We start from the raw sequence: 17,158 nt of genomic DNA, 5'->3' as shown, positions 1-17,158 counted from the left end.
TACGCCCTACGTGGACTTTCACCACAGACTGACGGCATGCCCGTCATACATAAAAGAGAGTGGACTACCTGTCTCACCCTCCCTAATCTCTTATGCCACTAAGCCTTCATCACACTGCCAAGTATGCCATTAATATACTTGTAGGCATCGTCATCACAATACTTCTTGGCTATATTTACTGCCTCATCACAGGCTACAACCTCCGGTATCGTGAACATAAACTTGATCTCTGCAATTGCCAATCTCAGTATAGCCACGTCCACTGCAGGCATAGTATCTGTAGTCCAGTTTCTAGCAAATTTATTTATATAGGTATCAATTGCCTCTATATTCTCCTCCACAGCCTTGGCTACATCCATCAAATATGAAGAATCTAGAAGAACCTCCCTATATGATTCCAACATATCTATATCCTCGCCACCATGTGACTTATGAATTTCTAGGGCGTCATCCTCTACTGAATCCAAAAAAGTATCCAGGTCCTGGCACAGACCCTCCCATCCAACATTTGATACAGACCTACTATAGAGATACTTCATAAATATTTCTCTAGAAACCTTCCTCTGCATTATTAAATTATTAGCTCTAGTCATTTTCTTTCTTTTCTACCTTTTCTTTTTTTAGTACTAGGCTGTCAACATGAACATTGACCTGGGCAACCTTAAGACCTGCCATAGTTTCAACTGCATTTACTATATTTTCCTGAACCTTCATAGATACGTCTGGTATTACCTGACCAAACTTGACAGCTATATCGATATCTATTATGGCCTTTTCGTCTTCTACCTTTACCTTTATTCCGTGGTTTCTAAATAACTTGTCTGTAAATGAAGTAGACTTGTCTATTCCATCTATTTCTAGTGCTGCAAAACCAGCGATTGTCTGTATTACATCATTCGAAATCTTTATCTGACCTAAATTTTCCATTGTACACCTCCATGATTATTCCACTATTATCTATGCTACAATAATACCAAAATATACTTATTTTTGCAAATTATTTTTCCTTAATTAGACCGCTCCTGTAGGCTGCTAGTAGGTCTTTAAGATCTTCTACCATCTCCAATAGTTGCTGGCCATCATTTGTATCCTTAATCATCTTCCTCTTGGACTTGTGCTCAACCAAGACTGTAGACGATATGATATCTCTCTCGTTCTTTACAGCATCCTCCTTTGATGTAAAAGGTTCGTGAGCTACTAGCTGTAAGGTCCTTGAGTTATATATCAGTGTATAGCCTGCCATACCTGTCTTGCTCTGATAGGCCTTGGAGAAGCCCCCATCTATTACAAAGACCTTGCCCTGGGCCTTAACTGGGCTTTCCCCCTTCTTGTACTTGACAGGTACATGACCATTTATAATATGGTCTTCTTCAAAATCCATATCAAACTCATCAAATATTTTTTTGAGTATAGTCATATCCTCTCTAAGACTGAAGTATGGATTTTTATTTTCCTTGTGGGTGACCTTGTCCTCTATAAAGTACCTCTCATAGGTAGTCATATCGTCCTTACCAAAGAGTGATGAACACTTACCAGTCCATAGGTACCAGAACATATCCAAGCCATAAGACCTCTTGTCTTCATCCTCTTCATAATAGGCCTCTCTTACTAGGGACTCCATCTTGTCAAGTAGGGCCTTGCCTGAATACTCCTGTCCTCTTAGTTTCATCGACATAAAGCTACCATCGTCCTTTAATGGAAGACCACCGTGAATTAATAGGTTGCCATTGTACTTTAGGTAGATACTTCCCTTTGAAAACAGGAAGTTGATATGCTTTTGAAGCTTGTCACTGGACCTAAAGGCATCTGCCAGCTTGTCTATGATTTCCTCTTCTTCAGATGTCAACCTATAAGGGTCTGCAGGATCTATAGTCGGGAAGTTAGTATCTTTCAAAGGGTATGTCTTGCCCTTGATGACTATAGTTCCCTTGTCGTAGTCCACCTTGTCTAAAAGGAGCCTATGGTCCATCTCATACTCTGGCCTCCTGCCAATAATAGCCCCTTCTAACTTGAACTGTATGATGCTGATAGCCTTGTGAATCTTGGCTATCATGGATATTTCCCTCAAATTGGAGTCATCCCTGTCCACCTTAGGTTGGAACTCACTACATGGGTCATTCTTATATGTGCTTATGGCAAAACTCGCCAGCGGTAGGAGGTTTATACCGTATATATCCTCTATGATATCTAGGTTATCATACCTTGAAGAAATTCTCAGGGCATTGGCTATGCAGGTTTTCTCACCGGCTGCTGCCCCCATCCACAAGATATCGTGGTTACCCCACTGGATATCGACACTGTGGTGGTCCATGAGACGGTCTATAATCAAGTCTGGCCTTGGCCCCCTGTCATATATATCACCCACTATGTGTAGCCTGTCTACAACCAACTTTTGTATAGCCTTGGCAAGGGCACCTATAAAGTTTTCAGACTGGCCTAGGCTAATTATTGATTCCACCAAGGATACATAGTACTCTTCCTTGTGCTCGCTCTTCCTGTGCTCATGCATTAGTTCTTCTATTACATAGGCATAATCCTTTGGCAAGAGCTTCCTAACCTTAGACCTAGTATACTTACTAGAACAGTATTTGCAAAGCTCTACCAGCCTGTATATAGAAATCCTATAGAAGTCTTCCATACTGCTCTCAGTCCTTTTTACCATCTCCATCTTGCTGTAGGGATAGTAGACCAAGGTAGCTAGAGACCTTTTTTCCGAGTCCCTCATTGTATTGGTAAAGAGTTCGTCAATCTTCCTCCTTACTACTCCTGAGCCGTTTTTTAATACATGAATAAAGGGCTCGTGCTCACCATGTATGTCTGATAAAAAATGCTCTGTCCCCTTTGGTAGGTTCAATATTGCTTCCAAATTGATTATTTCTGTACTTGCTTCAGATATTGTCGGATATTGGTTGGCCATGAGTTTCAAGTATTTGAACTTTAGGTCCCTATCGTCGACAGCTAAATTATCTCTCATATCTACCTCCAAAATACTAGTTCACCAAATCCTATCATATTATCCACATATTTAAGCTGATACCCACTCATATTCATATAGGATTTGTTCTTCACTCTTTTATATATTATTTATCTTCATTTTCCTTGTCACTTGATATATAGGCCCTGATTTCTTCAACCACATTTCCATCTACAAACTGTATAGCCTGCCTGATAGCATTTTTGATGGCTCTGGCATCAGAACTACCATGGGCTTTTATTAGGCCACCCTCAACTCCCAAGAATGGGGCACCACCATGTGATGAATAATCAAGTGAGTCCTTCAAACCTTTTAGACTATCCTTCATCAAGAGGGCTCCTATCTTGGCCTTAGTTGATGACATAATAGTTTCCTTCATCTTCTTGAAAAGTGATAGGACTGTTCCCTCTAGGGTTTTCACTATGACATTACCTATAAAGCCATCACATATTACTACATCACATACACCATTTAATATTTCCCTAGTCTCCATATTACCTATAAAATTCATATCTTTCCTGTCCTTTAATAGGTCATATGTAGTTTTTAACAATTCGTTTCCCTTGCCCTCTTCTGTACCTATATTGGCTAGGGCAATCCTTGGATTATCTATCTTCATAACCCTCTTGGCATATATATTGCTCATGGCTGCGAAGTCAACCAACTGCTGGCCATTACAGTCAACATTTGCTCCTGTATCTGACAGTAGGCTGACACCACCATCCATAGTAGGTATAGCAGTACATATGCAAGGTCTACTGATACCCTTAATTCTCTTTATGACGAATACTCCTCCACTTAGCAAGGCTCCTGTACTACCAGCCGACACCATTGCATCAGCCTCTTTATTTTTCACCATGTTTAGGGCTACAACCATAGAAGAATCTGTCTTTCTCCTGATGGCTGCTACAGGCTTTTCATCGTTTGTGATTATCTGAGTCGTGTGCACTATCTCTATCTTTGACTTGTCACAATCGTGCTTGGCTAGCTCTGCCTCCAACTGGTCCTTGTCACCTGTAATTACTATATCAACACCGTATTCCTTGACGGCCATGCAGGCTCCCTCTACAGGTGCCATAGGTGCATTGTCACCGCCCATTCCATCTATAACTATTTTCATATTTACCTCCATAAATCTAAGTACTATAATTATACCATATTTTCAAACGTAAAAATAGCGTAAGCAAAAAGCCTACGCTACCTAACAATCATATTCTGTTTTCTAAAATCTAATTAGTCAACTGATACTACTTCTTTACCATCGTATGATCCGCAACTTGTACAAACTCTGTGTGGTAACTTTGGTTCGTGACACTGTGGACACTCTACAAAACCAGTAGGAACCATCTTTGAATTAGACGCTCTTCTCATTTTAGTTTTAGATTTAGATGTTCTACGCTTTGGTACTGCCATGAAGACACCTCCTTACTCTATTTTAACAATTCTTTTAATTTAGCAAATCTAGGATCAATGTCATCTTCGTCCATGGAGTCTTCACACACGCAGTCATGGGTATTTAAATCTACCCCACAGCCCGAACATATTCCTTTGCAATCTTCGCTACACAACACTTTTTGAGGCATATTATAAGTCAGTGTACTATCTACAAGTTCCAAGAGGTCAACCTCTGTACCTTCTAGAGGAAATACGTCTACATCTTCATAACTATCCTCATCATATTCTTCCTTCATTAGGTATGCATCTATCTCATAATCAACCGGAACCTTCATGTCCTTTAAACACCTCGAGCAGGCTCCTTCATAATCAAAGGCAACGCTAGCCCTTAGCAAAAAGTTCCTTCCAGCCCTGGATATCCTACCAGTCAGATGCAGTGGTGATATCAAATTATATTCCACACCATAATATTTAACCGACTCTAGTTCTTCACTAAAATCAAAGTCTATACTTTCTCTCTCTTTATTAGTTAGAGAATCTATATTTAGCTTCATAAATTTATCACCTCTAAAACATTACTTATCTATTATACATATTTGAAACCAATTTGTCAAGTATTTTTAACTATTTAGACAGTCTCAATGTATCTCTTGCTATCATCAATTCTTCATTAGTTGGTATCAACAATACCTTTACTCTTGAATCGTCAGCAGAGATTATCCTGTCCTTGCCTCTTACATCATTCTTTTGGGCATCTAGCTTGATTCCCATAAAGTCCATGTCGGCACAGATCATTTCTCTCATTCCTATACCATTTTCTCCAAGACCAGCAGTAAATACAATTGCATCCACACCGTTCATCTCAGCAGCATAGGCACCTATGTACTTCTTTACTCTCTGAGCATAGGCAGCTAGGGCATTTATAGCTAGCTCATTTCCTTGAGCAGCTGCATCCTCTATATCTCTAAAGTCTGAAGATATACCAGTCATACCGTATACTCCTGACTCCTTGTTCATCAACTTGTCAACGCCATCAGCATCTAGACCTTCCTTCTTCATTACGAAAGGTATGATAGCTGGATCTATATCACCACATCTTGTTCCCATTATTAGACCCTCTAGTGGAGTTAGACCCATAGATGTATCAACTGACTTTCCTCCGTCAACTGCAGTTATAGATGCACCATTACCTAGGTGGCAAGTGATGATCTTTAGGTCTTCTGGCTTCTTGCCTAGCATTTCAGCAGCCTTCTGTGATACATATAGGTGAGAAGTACCGTGGAAACCATATCTTCTAACACCATGCTTCTTATATAATTCATGAGGTAGACCATACATAAAAGATTTTTCTGGCATTGTCTGGTGGAAGGCTGTATCAAATACACCTACCATTGGGACATCAGGAAGTATAGCCCTGCAAGCTTCTACACCCATTAGGTTGGCTGGATTGTGTAGGGGAGCAAGGTCACTACAATCCTTGATTGCAGCTATTACTTCATCAGTCAATACTGCAGAAGAAGCAAACTTTTCTCCACCGTGAACTATCCTGTGTCCAACAGCATCTATTTCCTTCATTTCCTTTACAGCTCCAACAGCTGGATCTGCAACAGCAGTAAGGACGTGGTTTATTGCATCCTTGTGGTCCTTCATTGGCTGCTCAACAATATGCTTGCCTTCTAGACCTTCCTTTTCATGCTTAAGTATAGAACCTTCTATACCAATTCTTTCTACCAATCCCTTACAAAGTACTGCTTCATTATCCATATCAATTAACTGATACTTCAATGATGAACTACCACAATTTAACACTAAAACTTTCATTTATTACTTTCCTCCACTTAATGATTAATTATTATACCTTTGTTAATATAACACTTTTTTTAGAAAAAGTACATATACTTCTTAAAAAAACAAACTTAAAAATTCTACTTGAATCAAAAGTTAAACCTTGTATCAAAAAAGTCTGCCTGCCCCCTTGCTAGTAGGTCTGGATTCTTGGCATGATACTTCTGATAATATATGGCTGAGGTTCTGAGATCTATATCTAGAAGCTTCCTGTACAAGGAATCCTCCCTATAGATATGACTATTTATAGCCTTGGCTGGACTAGTTATTATATTTATGCTAGACCTTTCTTTTGCCATCCTCAGTATATCTCTGCCCTTATTATTCATTCCTAAAACTCTAGCATAGGGAAGGGATTTTATAACTTTGGCCTGGTCCATATCCGACTTTGTGATTCCTAAAAGGATATTATATATGGCCCTTCTAATTTTTGAGTGCGTATGGGACTTGTTGCTGAGACTTGCTAGAACACCTGCCATGCTGGTAGATGTCAGTACAGCCCTCCTTATAGAGTGCTCAAGTCCACCATTGACTTCAAAATATTTTCCTAGACCCTGGTCCTCTCTGGCAAGTATATAGGATATTTCTTGGAAAAAACTATCCTCTCCCATAAAATCTATACCTTGTCCACTCAGGGATTTTAATATATCCAAGACAGACTTGTCTAGAAGCTTGCCTAGGATTTGATCTATGTTTTGCCCTATAGCGTCTCCATACTTACATTCGTCTTCTAGCTGTCCAATATTTTCAAATTTTCCTAGCCCTAGTATTGACCTTCTAATTGCACTTGCTGATGGCATAGGCCCATCCATATCTTGACTATTGTAGGAAGCTCCCTGTCTCTTTATTGTGACTGCCTCCATGCCTGAGTCCAGCCTCCTAGCCTCCTTTAGATATTCTAGTCCCAAGATATTATTAGATTGACTGAGGATAGCCCCAATATCGAAAGACTCAAAACCTTGTCTGATTGCCTCTTCCCTCGCCTTGGCATAGGACATGCTATTTTTCATCAGTAGTCCCGCCCTCTCATCTATCAAAGCTGCCTGGTCGTATATATAGCCTGCAAGCTCTCTTAACCTGTCTATATTGCCATCTTCTGAACCAAAACAAAAAGAATCTACACAGCCCAATGAATTTAGACTGAGTAGACCCCCTCTAGCAAATATTTCAGCAGTTTGTCCGGCAAATATGCTTGGTATCTCTATGACCAAGTCAACCCCATTATCCAGGGCCATCTGTGTCCTGGCATACTTATCTACTAGGGCAGGACCTCCCCTTTGGACAAAGTTACCACTCATGGCCACCACAAGATGGCTGCAAGACGATATCCTCTTGAACTCTTCTATTTGGTAGCTGTGACCCTTGTGAAAGGGATTATATTCTGCTATTATTCCACCAATCTTCATAGGCCTATAGCTGAGACTTACCCTTCCTAACATCAGACAGGATTTCTACCAAGGTAGCTTCCACGCTCTCCAACTGTTCTATAGAGTAATTTCTTGCCCCTGTTCTCAAGTCTCTAGAATAATCTGTGGCTTCTTTTATCATCTTCTCAGACCTGGCCTTGGCATCCTTATTTATCTTGCTCTCAGATACTAGCTCTTCAGCCCTCATTGTAGCTTCCTTCATCATGCTTTCGATTTCTGAATCTACCTGCTTGTTTTTGATGATTATTTCGTCGTTACATTCTCTTATCTTCTGTTCTCTTTCTCTCTTTGCCTCTTCCCTAAGGAAGTCTGCATCATTCCTAGCAGATTCAAGGATAGAATCCTGTTCCTTTATAATCTTTAGGGCAGTGTCAAGTTCATAAGGTAGGGCTTCCTTCAACTCATCAATCAAGTTTAACATTTCTTCCCTATCTACACCTACTTTTTTTGAAAGTGGAAAACCACTAGCCTGGTTTAGCATTTCTTTCATCTCAGCAAGTATTTCCATAATCTTAATATCTTCGCTCATATTTATCCTCCAAATTCATATACTTATTTATTTTTTTCTTTTAATTTCTCAATCACACAGGTTGGTACTAGGTTACTCACATCAGCATCAAAGTGAAGCACTTCTTTAATAAGTGATGAACTAATAAAAGAATATGTCTTGCTAGTTGGCAAGATAATGGTTTCCAAGCCGTCATTTAATTCCTTGTTCATATGTGCCATCTGTAATTCATACTCCATATCTGCTATGGTCCTAACCCCTCTGACAAGTACACCTATATTATTCTTCATACAGTAGTCTATCAACAAGCCATCAAAGCTAATAACACTCACATTGTCCAAATGTTTGGTTGCCTCTCTTATCAGGTCCACCCTCTCATCCATGGTAAAAAGTGTCTTCTTGTTGGGATTTATCAATAAACCAACCTCCAAGTGGCTGAACATCTTGGCAGCCCTCTCAATTATATCTATATGGCCATTGGTAATTGGGTCAAACGATCCAGCAAATATGGCCCTAACATCCTTACTCATTGCAATCCTCCAAACAGTAGAAAGTCAGCATTGTAATCCCGTACTTTTTTTCCTTGAAAACGTCTAGACCCTTTATATGACCTATACTAGTACTGGCATCGTGCTCAACTATGACTATTCCGTCCTTATTCAATATATTACAGGCCCTTATGGTTTCAAGAACATCTTCAAACAAGTCCTTGTAGTAGGGAGGATCCACAAAGATCAAGTCAAAAGTCTGACCCTTGACCTCCATATCACTGAGACATTTCTTGAAGTCACAATTTAGCAAGTGGCTCCTATCAACCAGCCTGGCCTTTTCAATATTTGATTTTATTATCTTGATACTGTCGAGACTCTTATCACAAAATACTGCCTCTTTGGCCCCCCTCGACAAGGCTTCAATACCTAGGGCTCCACTGCCTGCAAATAGGTCCAGAACCTGACTATCGTAGACCCAGTCCTGTATAATGTTAAACATGGATTCTTTTACCCTGTCAGTAGTAGGTCTTATCCTGTCATCGCTTGGTGTATTGAGTTTTAGCCCCCTGGCACTTCCGGATATTACTCTCACTCCTAATCCTCCTAATAAAATCTTTACTTAAATATATTCTATCATACAATATAGTATTTAACTAGATTAATGTTCTTATTTCAGACAAAATATTAGATAGGCAAACTATGTCTACGCAGTCTGCCCTAGCATACCTACCTATAATCATGCCTAGCTCCAATTAATCTAGTATAAGACCTATCCTTTAGAACAAACACCTATATGGATATATTACCACCTATTGTATTGAACATCTCTTCGACCTTTATCCTGATACCTTCATTGTCTCTTAATCTTAGGGATGGGTCTGATGAATAGATTTCTCTGGCCTCTTTTTGGACTAGCCTAAGTATCTTTATATGCTTAAATAGGTTGGCTACCCTTAATTCTGGTAGACCATGCTGCCTAGTTCCAAAAAAGTCTCCAGGCCCTCTTAGTTCAAGGTCTCTCTCGGATATCTTAAAACCGTCATTAGTCTCTTCCATTATAGACATCCTATTTTTACATATTTCAGTCTTTGAACCGTATATAAGTGTACAGTAGGATTTTTCACTTCCCCTGCCTACACGCCCCCTCAACTGATGAAGCTGGGCCAGACCGAACCTCTCAGCATTTTCAATAATCATCAGGCTGGCATTTGGAACATTTACCCCTACCTCTATTACCGTAGTAGATACCAGTATATCCAATTCGTGATTTTTAAAGGCCTCCATAACCTGGTCCTTTTCACTAGCCTTCATCCTACCGTGTAGAAGACCTATTCTCAGGTCCTTGAAAAAGGCATACCTCAATTCATCATAGACCTCCGTAGCAGACTTTAGGTCCATAGTCTCGCTCTCTTCAACTAGGGGACATACCACGTAGACCTGCCTTCCCTTTTCAATTTCTGACCTAACCTTGGACATATAGTAGGACTCTCTCTTCCTCTTCTCTATAGCTAGGGTCTCTATAGGCTTCCTACCTGGTGGCAATTCGTCTATCACAGAAATATCTAAGTCACCATATAGAATAAGGGCCAAAGTTCTAGGTATAGGTGTTGCAGTCATAACTAGGACATCTGGATTTTCTGACTTAGATGTCAGCCTCCCCCTCTGCCTTACTCCGAACCTATGCTGCTCATCTGTAATGACCAATCCCAAATTGGCAAAGTCTACCCTATCCTCAATCAGGGCATGGGTACCGATTAAGATGTCAATCTGACCACTTGCTAGGTCTTCTAGAATTTCCCTAGCCTCTTTCTTGGTCGAACTACCTGTTAGGACCTCTACCCTTATACCACTTCCATCAAAAAATTCCTTAAAACTCTCCATATGTTGCTTGGCCAAGATTTCAGTCGGTGCCATATAGGCCCCCTGGTAGCCATTCAGGACGCAGTTAGCCAGAGCTAATTGGGCCACAACAGTCTTTCCTGATCCCACATCACCCTGGACCAACCTATTCATTATCCTATCCGATGCCATGTCGGCCACAATATCGTCATAGGCCTTCTGTTGGGCACGAGTCAGCCTAAAAGGCAGGCCTTCTTCTATCTTATCCATGTCTGGATGTCTCTCAAACCTTATACCCCTGCCTACCTTGTTATTACCCTTTACTGTAAATAGGCCTAGCTGGAGGAAGAGTAACTCCTCAAATATAAGTCTATACATGGCAATCTTTACATTTTCTTTTTTTTCGGGAAAGTGCATATTCCTTATGGCAAAATCAACCCCACACAGGTTGTACTTTTCAACCAGCCATTTTGGCAGGTATTCCCCTATACTAATATCCGAGGATTCAAAAATATTCCTTATCATCCCCATTACATCCTTATTGCTGACACCTCCTGTAAGGCTGTATACCGGCATGATAATGCCCGTATTTTTATCTATCTTGTCGTATTCTATCTCACAATTATGTAGCTCGGTCATAGGTCCAGCATGCTTCTTGACGCTACCGAATACCTTGACTATGTCGCCTACCCTAAAGGTATTTCTCAAGTAGGCCTTGTTGAAAAATACTAGCTTGGCCCTGCCAGTTTCATCACTTACATAAAATTCGGTAATACTAAGCCGCCTTCGACTGCTAGAATTAATCCTGTCTATCTTGACCCTGACACCAGTTTTTTCTCCCTCTTCTAACTGGAATATTTTCTTCTGCCTAGACCTATCTTCAAACTGTCTTGGAAAATAGTAGAGGGCATCTTTGACTGTAAATATACCTAGTCTAGACATCTTTTCTGCCTTCTTGGGGCCTATCCCCTTAACAAATTGTATATTTTCATTTAATACGCTATACATACTACCTCCATAATCGAAAAGAGTATAGGCAAGAATACCTATACTCAAATACTTAACTACAAGCTAAAATTAGCTCCTTATTCTATCCTATTCTACAGATATTAGATAGTAGTATAGAGGCTGACCTCCATAATACAACTCTACATCCAAATCATCAAATTCATCCTGAATATTTTCTGCAAATAGCCTAGCTTCATCTTCCTCAACCGCTTCACCGTAGTAAAGTGTGATGATACCTGAATCTTCATCGACCATATCCCTAATTACATTCCTAGTAACCTCTTCAACCTTCTTGCCTGAAGATATTAGGGCCTTGCCAGTTATACCTATGATATCTCCTTCAGAAACCTCTATTCCACCCATTACAGTATCTCTAACTGCATAAGTAATCTCACCTGATTTGATTGTTTCAAGTATAGACTCAAAGTTTTTCATATTAACCTGAGGATCTGCATCATGGTCAAATGTTACCATGCAACTGATACCCTGTGGTATATTCTTTGTAGGAACTACAAATACATTCTTCTCTGACAGTTCCTTGGCCTGGTTAGCAGCCATTATTACGTTGCTGTTGTTAGGCATAATAAATATGTTCTTGGCATTGACCATCTTGATGGCATTCATAAAGTCTTCCGTGGATGGGTTCATTGTCTGGCCACCTTCGATAACAATATCCACACCCAATTCATCAAATATATCTGCTAGACCCCTACCCATTGTTGTAGTGATAAAACCAAATTCCTTTTCTTCTGCATTTACGACAAATCCTTCATCAGCTGATACCTGTTCAAGCTCTTCCTGTTCATCATCTGTGATTATCTGGTTCTCATGCTGAAGTCTCATATTTTCTATCTTGATAGTTAATAGCTGACCAAACTTCAAGGCTTCTTCTAGGGCCTTGCCTGGATTATTTGTGTGGACGTGAACCTTGATGACACCATCATATCCAACCACAACTAGACTATCTCCATAGCCCATCATTATATCCCTGATCGTATCTGAATCAACGTCCTGAGACTCTAATATAAATTCTGTACAATAACCGAACTTGATATCTACATCCCTAGCACTCTCACTATGAACACCTGTAGCTGGTGCTGACTTTGAGTCCTCACCTGCATTTAGCAATTTAATAGTAGTACCCTTCAAGGCACTAAGCATACCCTCGTACAGACATACCAATCCCTTACCACCAGAGTCAACTACGCCTGCATCCTTAAGGTTCTTTAATAGATCTGGAGTCCTTTCAAGAGACTTCTCAGACTCCTCTACCACCTTTTCCATAAATTCAATAAAATCCTTAGACTTCTTTGAATTTTTGACAGCAAATTCACTTGATTCCCTCACTACTGTCAGGATTGTACCCTCTATAGGCTTGATTACAGCCTTGTAGGCAGTGTCAGAACCTGACTTTAGGGCCTTGGCAAAGTCATCTACACTTAGCTCATTCTTGCCCTCTATAGACTTGGCTATACCCCTTATAATCTGCGACAAGATAACACCTGAGTTACCCCTTGCCCCCATCAATGACCCCTTTGAAAGGGCCTTGCCTAGGTCAGTTATTGAATCAGACTTTATTGTCTTTAGTTCTCTTATAGCTGAAGCTATTGTCAGTGACATATTAGTACCAGTATCTCCATCCGGAACTGGGAATACATTCAGCTTGTCTATTAAATCCTTGTTATTCTGTAGATGGTTTGCACCAGAGATAAACATCTCCTTTAACAATTTACCATTAATACTTTCTATCATTTCTCTCCTCCTGATTATTTGACTCTTATTCCTTGAACACTTACAGTTACTAAATTAACCTTTATTCCAGAATACGTCTCAACAGTGTACTTGATTCTCTCAATAATATTATTGGCAACTGTTGTAATATTTGTACCATACTGTAATATAACAGAAATTTCTATGTCTATCTTGTTGTCATTAATTTCTATGATATTAACACCCTTAGTGGCGTTCTCACCCTTTAAAAGTTCTACTATTCCCTTTGACTTTGATGAAAAGCCAACCAAGCCATAGCTCTCTGTAGCAGCCTTATATGTTAGCTGCGCCAATACGTTTTTGTCTATTTCTATATTTCCTAATTTACTAGTTAAAATTGAACTCATGTTGACCTCCTAAATTCGTATATATATTCCTATATACACTATTATACAAAAAAATAAGCGGTAATGCAATTTTTTACTTGATTTTTTCATACCACTATGATATTATTAATTATGTTTTTAGGCTTAATATTTCAGTATTAAGGAGGTGTACGTAATGTCAAAAGTATGTAGCGTGTGCGGTAAAGGTAAAGTATCTGGTAACCAGGTATCACACTCAAACAAGCATAATAAGAGAACTTGGTCAGCTAATATAAAGAATGTTAAAGCGGTTGTTGATGGAACTCCTCAGAGAGTGTCTGTTTGTACAAGATGCTTACGTTCTGGAAAAGTTGAAAGAGCATAGTAACGACAAAAGATACCAAAATTTGGTATCTTTTTTTGTGTCTTTTTTATTTTATTATTTGTTTTGCCTCTGAAAGGATACAAGTAACACTTATGTCCTTACCTCCTAATCAAGATACCTATCTCCCAATACATCATATAGGCCCCTAGTCCTGATCCTAATTTCAGGAATTACTGGCAGGGCTATAAATGATAGGGCTATAAAAGGTTCTATACCATCCGGCACACCCATCTTGTGGGCCCTAGCTATCATCCTAGATAAAACTTCGTTCATCTTGCCACTATCTAGGTCGCTCATTAGTCCCATGACTGGAAGCGGTAGGGCATCATAGACATGTCCCCCTTCTACTAGGACATAACCCCCCTTGCTTTCTTTTAGCTTTTCAAGTGCAAGCATCATATCCCTGTCATTGTCTCCGATAACTATTACATTGTGGGAATCATGGGATACACTAGATGCTACTGCCCCATTTTTTATATTATAACCCAAGACCTTGGCTACATGATAGCGACCTGTGTTGTGGTGTCTCTCTATTACGGCTACCTTAGATATTTTGTTAGCCATTGCCTCTTTCCTATCATTATCAGCAAACTTCAGGCAGGCTGGATCATCCATTTGGCTATCATACCTAGCAAGATCATTATGGCACTTATAGTTATCAAGATCGATCAGTTTGGTCAAGATTTCCCCCTCTACCATACCTATAGCATAGCGGTGACTCTTATAGGCCAGCATATCCTCATCAAACCAGTCAATATGAAGGCTATCTATAAGCTGTGGGTCTACACTCATCTTGTTGCCCTCGTAGACAGGACTTATAAAGTCACCCTCGTACATAACCCTATCTATTAGGACATTTTCCATATCACTAAGTATTATCAAATTCGCCTTTTTACCAACTGCTATCATACCCAGGTCATCAAGCCCGTAGCACTGGGCAGGATTCAGGCTGGCCATCTTGTAGGCATCTATTGGCTTGAGTCCAAGAGAAATAGCCTTCCTGACATTGTGACTGATATGACCATCTTTTTGTATATCCTCTATATGCTTGTCGTCAGTACAGAAGGTAAACCTAGATATATCCGTCTTATTTTCTACTATACCTCTTACTATGGCCTCTAGATTTCTAGCAGCAGAGCCTTCCCTGATGTGGACATACATTCCATTTCTAACCTTCATCATAGCATACTTGTACTCTGTAGACTCGTGGTCAGTCAGTATACCTGACATGGCATAGGCTGCTAGGTCTTTACCTTCTATAGATATAGCATGACCATCCTTGACCCTATCAGAAAATAGGTCCAGCTTGGCCATCATCCTATCCTTTAGGCCTATGACACCCCCCTCGTCCATCACCTCACCCAGACCCAAAATTCTAGGATTGCCCAAGAGCTTTTTAAGGTCACTAGCCTCCATAAGACATCCCGAGTCCTCACCTTCCTTACATGGAACACATGACGGTGCCATAATGTAGACATCCCCACTGGCATCTTGAGTCTGGTCAAGTATATAGTTTATCCCCTTGATGCCTGCAACATTTGCAGCCTCGTGTGGGTCTGCTATAAAACCTGTCGTACCGCTCAGTGATGCATAGTGGACCAACTCCTTGGGGTTTGCCAAGGTTGACTCAAAATGTAGGTGGGAGTCGATAAAACCTGGACATACATATCTATTACTACAATCTAACTCTTCTAAGCCCTCATAGTCACCAAGGCCTACTATATATTTGTCCTTGATAGCCAGGTCAGCCTCTATTACTTCTCCAGTTTGAACCATTATTAGCTTGGCATTTTTTAGGACTAGGTCTGACTTTTCCTGACCCAAGGTATATTTGACGTATTTTTTATAGTTTTCTATATTCATATAATCCTTCCCTCCTACTTCTAAATTTTTTTAAATATAGGACCTATAGTTCTTGCGATTATAGGCCCTAGGATTGTATTTTCGTATATAATTTTATGAAATTTCTTGGCTTATCTAGTCTTTTAACAGTAGAACTACACCTACTATAAATATTAGGATCAAGCTTAGAACACCGTTTCTAACATCACCTGTAATCTGAGTCACTATACCAACCAAGAATGGCCCCATTATAGCGGCAAACTTTCCAAATATATTATAGAATCCAAAGTATTCATTGGAATTTTCCTTTGGTATCATCTTGGCAAAATATGACCTACTCAAGGCCTGTATACCACCCTGGGAACTACCAACCAAAATCGATAATATCCAAAATTCCCTGGCTGACTTGAGGAAGAAGGCAAATATACATATGACGATGTAAATGCCTATACCTGCTATCAGCATGGCCTTGCCCTTGAATATCTGGGTAAGCTTGCCGTATATTATAGCAAAAGGAAAGGCTACAAACTGTGTAACTAGTAGTATGACCAACAATGTAGATGAGCCTATGCCTACAGCCGTACCAAAACTCGCCGCCATCCTGATGATAGTATCAACGCCATCTATATAGAAGAAGTAGGCACATAGGAATAAAAATGCCTTTCTATTTTTTCTTACTCTCAGAAAGCTCTCCTTCAACTTTCTCATAGAATCCTGTGGCTTGAACTTTTCATAAGGCTTGCCATGTACCTGTTCTACATTTTTGTACATAGGTAGGGTAAATGTCAACCACCACATAGTAGTAATAAAAAATGATATCTTGCTAGCCGTGATGCTTGATATAGGTATTATAGACTTCTGAGCAGCCATTATTATACCCATACAGACTATAAATGGTATAGTACTACCAATATATCCAAAACCATATCCTAAGGATGAAATCATATCCATCCTGTCTTCTGAAGTTATATCAGTCAAGAATGAATCATAAAATACATTACTCAAGGAATAACCTATCAGAGAAATTATATATGTTACTATTAACAGCTGCCACTGGCCATAAGGTATAAAGGCTATCATACCTGAAAAAATAATACCTAATAGGGTAAATACAGTAAAGAACTTTTTCTTTACACCCATATAGTCAGCCAAGCCACCCATAAATGGCGATAAAACAGCTACGACTAGGGATGCTATTGCATTAGTATAACCCCAGTATGAAGTTGCCATCTCCTTTGATAGGCCTACCTCTCCTACCATAGCCGTAAAGTATATAGGTAGGATTGTAGTCAACATAGTCATGGTGTAGGCCGAATTTGCCCAATCGTACAAGATCCACGATTTTTCTTTCTTTGAAACTCTTAACACT

The 17,158-nt window shown here is 39.8% G+C and carries 17 protein-coding genes; 1 reads left to right on the top strand and 16 read right to left on the bottom strand.

The features are described 5' to 3' along the window. Positions 1-98: 98 nt before the first annotated feature. From nusB to HMPREF1639_RS08515, 14 genes are all read right to left on the bottom strand, one after another. On the bottom strand, positions 99-593 hold the full coding sequence (gene nusB / locus HMPREF1639_RS08580) for a transcription antitermination factor NusB (RefSeq protein ID WP_036765553.1): 495 nt from the start codon (positions 591-593) through the stop codon (positions 99-101). Then, positions 586-927, bottom strand: a complete 342-nt coding sequence (locus HMPREF1639_RS08575) for an Asp23/Gls24 family envelope stress response protein (protein WP_036765550.1) — start codon at positions 925-927, stop codon at positions 586-588. The genes nusB and HMPREF1639_RS08575 overlap by 8 nt, the downstream gene beginning before the upstream one ends. Positions 928-997: 70 nt before the next feature. After that, positions 998-2,974, bottom strand: coding sequence for a fructose-bisphosphatase class III (locus HMPREF1639_RS08570; protein WP_036765548.1), 1,977 nt, complete (start codon positions 2,972-2,974; stop codon positions 998-1,000). A 106-nt stretch (positions 2,975-3,080) separates the two neighbouring features. Beyond that, positions 3,081-4,094: a phosphate acyltransferase PlsX gene (gene plsX, locus HMPREF1639_RS08565; RefSeq protein WP_036765546.1), complete on the bottom strand. Its 1,014-nt coding sequence runs from the start codon at positions 4,092-4,094 to the stop codon at positions 3,081-3,083. 113 nt (positions 4,095-4,207) lie between these two features. After that, positions 4,208-4,387, bottom strand: a complete 180-nt coding sequence (rpmF, locus tag HMPREF1639_RS08560) for a 50S ribosomal protein L32 (protein ID WP_036765545.1) — start codon at positions 4,385-4,387, stop codon at positions 4,208-4,210. 17 nt (positions 4,388-4,404) lie between these two features. After that, the gene (locus HMPREF1639_RS08555; RefSeq protein ID WP_036765543.1) at positions 4,405-4,923 is read right to left on the bottom strand and encodes a YceD family protein; all 519 of its coding nucleotides are present in this window, start codon (positions 4,921-4,923) and stop codon (positions 4,405-4,407) included. Between the two features lie 70 nt (positions 4,924-4,993). Continuing rightward, the gene (locus tag HMPREF1639_RS08550; protein WP_036765541.1) at positions 4,994-6,190 is read right to left on the bottom strand and encodes an acetate/propionate family kinase; all 1,197 of its coding nucleotides are present in this window, start codon (positions 6,188-6,190) and stop codon (positions 4,994-4,996) included. Between the two features lie 113 nt (positions 6,191-6,303). Beyond that, positions 6,304-7,653 (bottom strand): tRNA(Met) cytidine acetate ligase, encoded by a 1,350-nt coding sequence (locus tag HMPREF1639_RS08545; protein ID WP_052045488.1) that lies wholly within the window; start codon positions 7,651-7,653, stop codon positions 6,304-6,306. After that, positions 7,625-8,170, bottom strand: coding sequence for a hypothetical protein (locus HMPREF1639_RS08540; RefSeq protein WP_036765539.1), 546 nt, complete (start codon positions 8,168-8,170; stop codon positions 7,625-7,627). Before HMPREF1639_RS08540 ends, HMPREF1639_RS08545 begins: the two co-directional genes overlap by 29 nt. Before the next feature lie 23 nt (positions 8,171-8,193). Beyond that, positions 8,194-8,679, bottom strand: a complete 486-nt coding sequence (coaD, locus tag HMPREF1639_RS08535; RefSeq protein WP_036765537.1) for a pantetheine-phosphate adenylyltransferase — start codon at positions 8,677-8,679, stop codon at positions 8,194-8,196. Further along, entirely contained in the window at positions 8,672-9,232 is a 561-nt protein-coding gene (gene rsmD, locus HMPREF1639_RS08530) for a 16S rRNA (guanine(966)-N(2))-methyltransferase RsmD (RefSeq protein WP_036765534.1), read from the bottom strand. The genes coaD and rsmD overlap by 8 nt, the downstream gene beginning before the upstream one ends. A gap of 197 nt (positions 9,233-9,429) precedes the next feature. Beyond that, positions 9,430-11,487 (bottom strand): ATP-dependent DNA helicase RecG, encoded by a 2,058-nt coding sequence (recG, locus tag HMPREF1639_RS08525; RefSeq protein WP_036765532.1) that lies wholly within the window; start codon positions 11,485-11,487, stop codon positions 9,430-9,432. Between the two features lie 87 nt (positions 11,488-11,574). After that, the gene (locus HMPREF1639_RS08520; protein WP_036765529.1) at positions 11,575-13,239 is read right to left on the bottom strand and encodes a DAK2 domain-containing protein; all 1,665 of its coding nucleotides are present in this window, start codon (positions 13,237-13,239) and stop codon (positions 11,575-11,577) included. A 14-nt stretch (positions 13,240-13,253) separates the two neighbouring features. Beyond that, positions 13,254-13,604, bottom strand: coding sequence for an Asp23/Gls24 family envelope stress response protein (locus tag HMPREF1639_RS08515; RefSeq protein WP_036765527.1), 351 nt, complete (start codon positions 13,602-13,604; stop codon positions 13,254-13,256). 154 nt (positions 13,605-13,758) lie between these two features. On the opposite strand from HMPREF1639_RS08515, the gene rpmB reads away from it, so the two are divergent. Further along, positions 13,759-13,947 carry a 50S ribosomal protein L28 gene (gene rpmB / locus HMPREF1639_RS08510; protein ID WP_036765526.1) on the top strand — a complete coding sequence of 63 codons (189 nt, stop codon included), beginning with the start codon at positions 13,759-13,761 and terminating at the stop codon, positions 13,945-13,947. 105 nt (positions 13,948-14,052) lie between these two features. Here rpmB and ade read toward each other — a convergent pair whose 3' ends face one another. Together ade and HMPREF1639_RS08500 are read right to left on the bottom strand one after the other, a co-directional pair. Next, the gene (ade, locus tag HMPREF1639_RS08505) at positions 14,053-15,810 is read right to left on the bottom strand and encodes an adenine deaminase (RefSeq protein WP_036765524.1); all 1,758 of its coding nucleotides are present in this window, start codon (positions 15,808-15,810) and stop codon (positions 14,053-14,055) included. 114 nt (positions 15,811-15,924) lie between these two features. Beyond that, a complete protein-coding gene (locus HMPREF1639_RS08500) occupies positions 15,925-17,157 on the bottom strand; it encodes an MFS transporter (RefSeq protein ID WP_036765521.1) in 1,233 nt (410 codons plus the stop codon). Position 17,158: the final 1 nt, after the last annotated feature.

Origin of the sequence: Peptostreptococcus sp. MV1, from assembly GCF_000758885.1 — a bacterium.
In the GTDB taxonomy this organism is placed as follows: domain Bacteria; phylum Bacillota; class Clostridia; order Peptostreptococcales; family Peptostreptococcaceae; genus Peptostreptococcus.
This window is presented reverse-complemented; position numbering and strand designations above follow the sequence as displayed.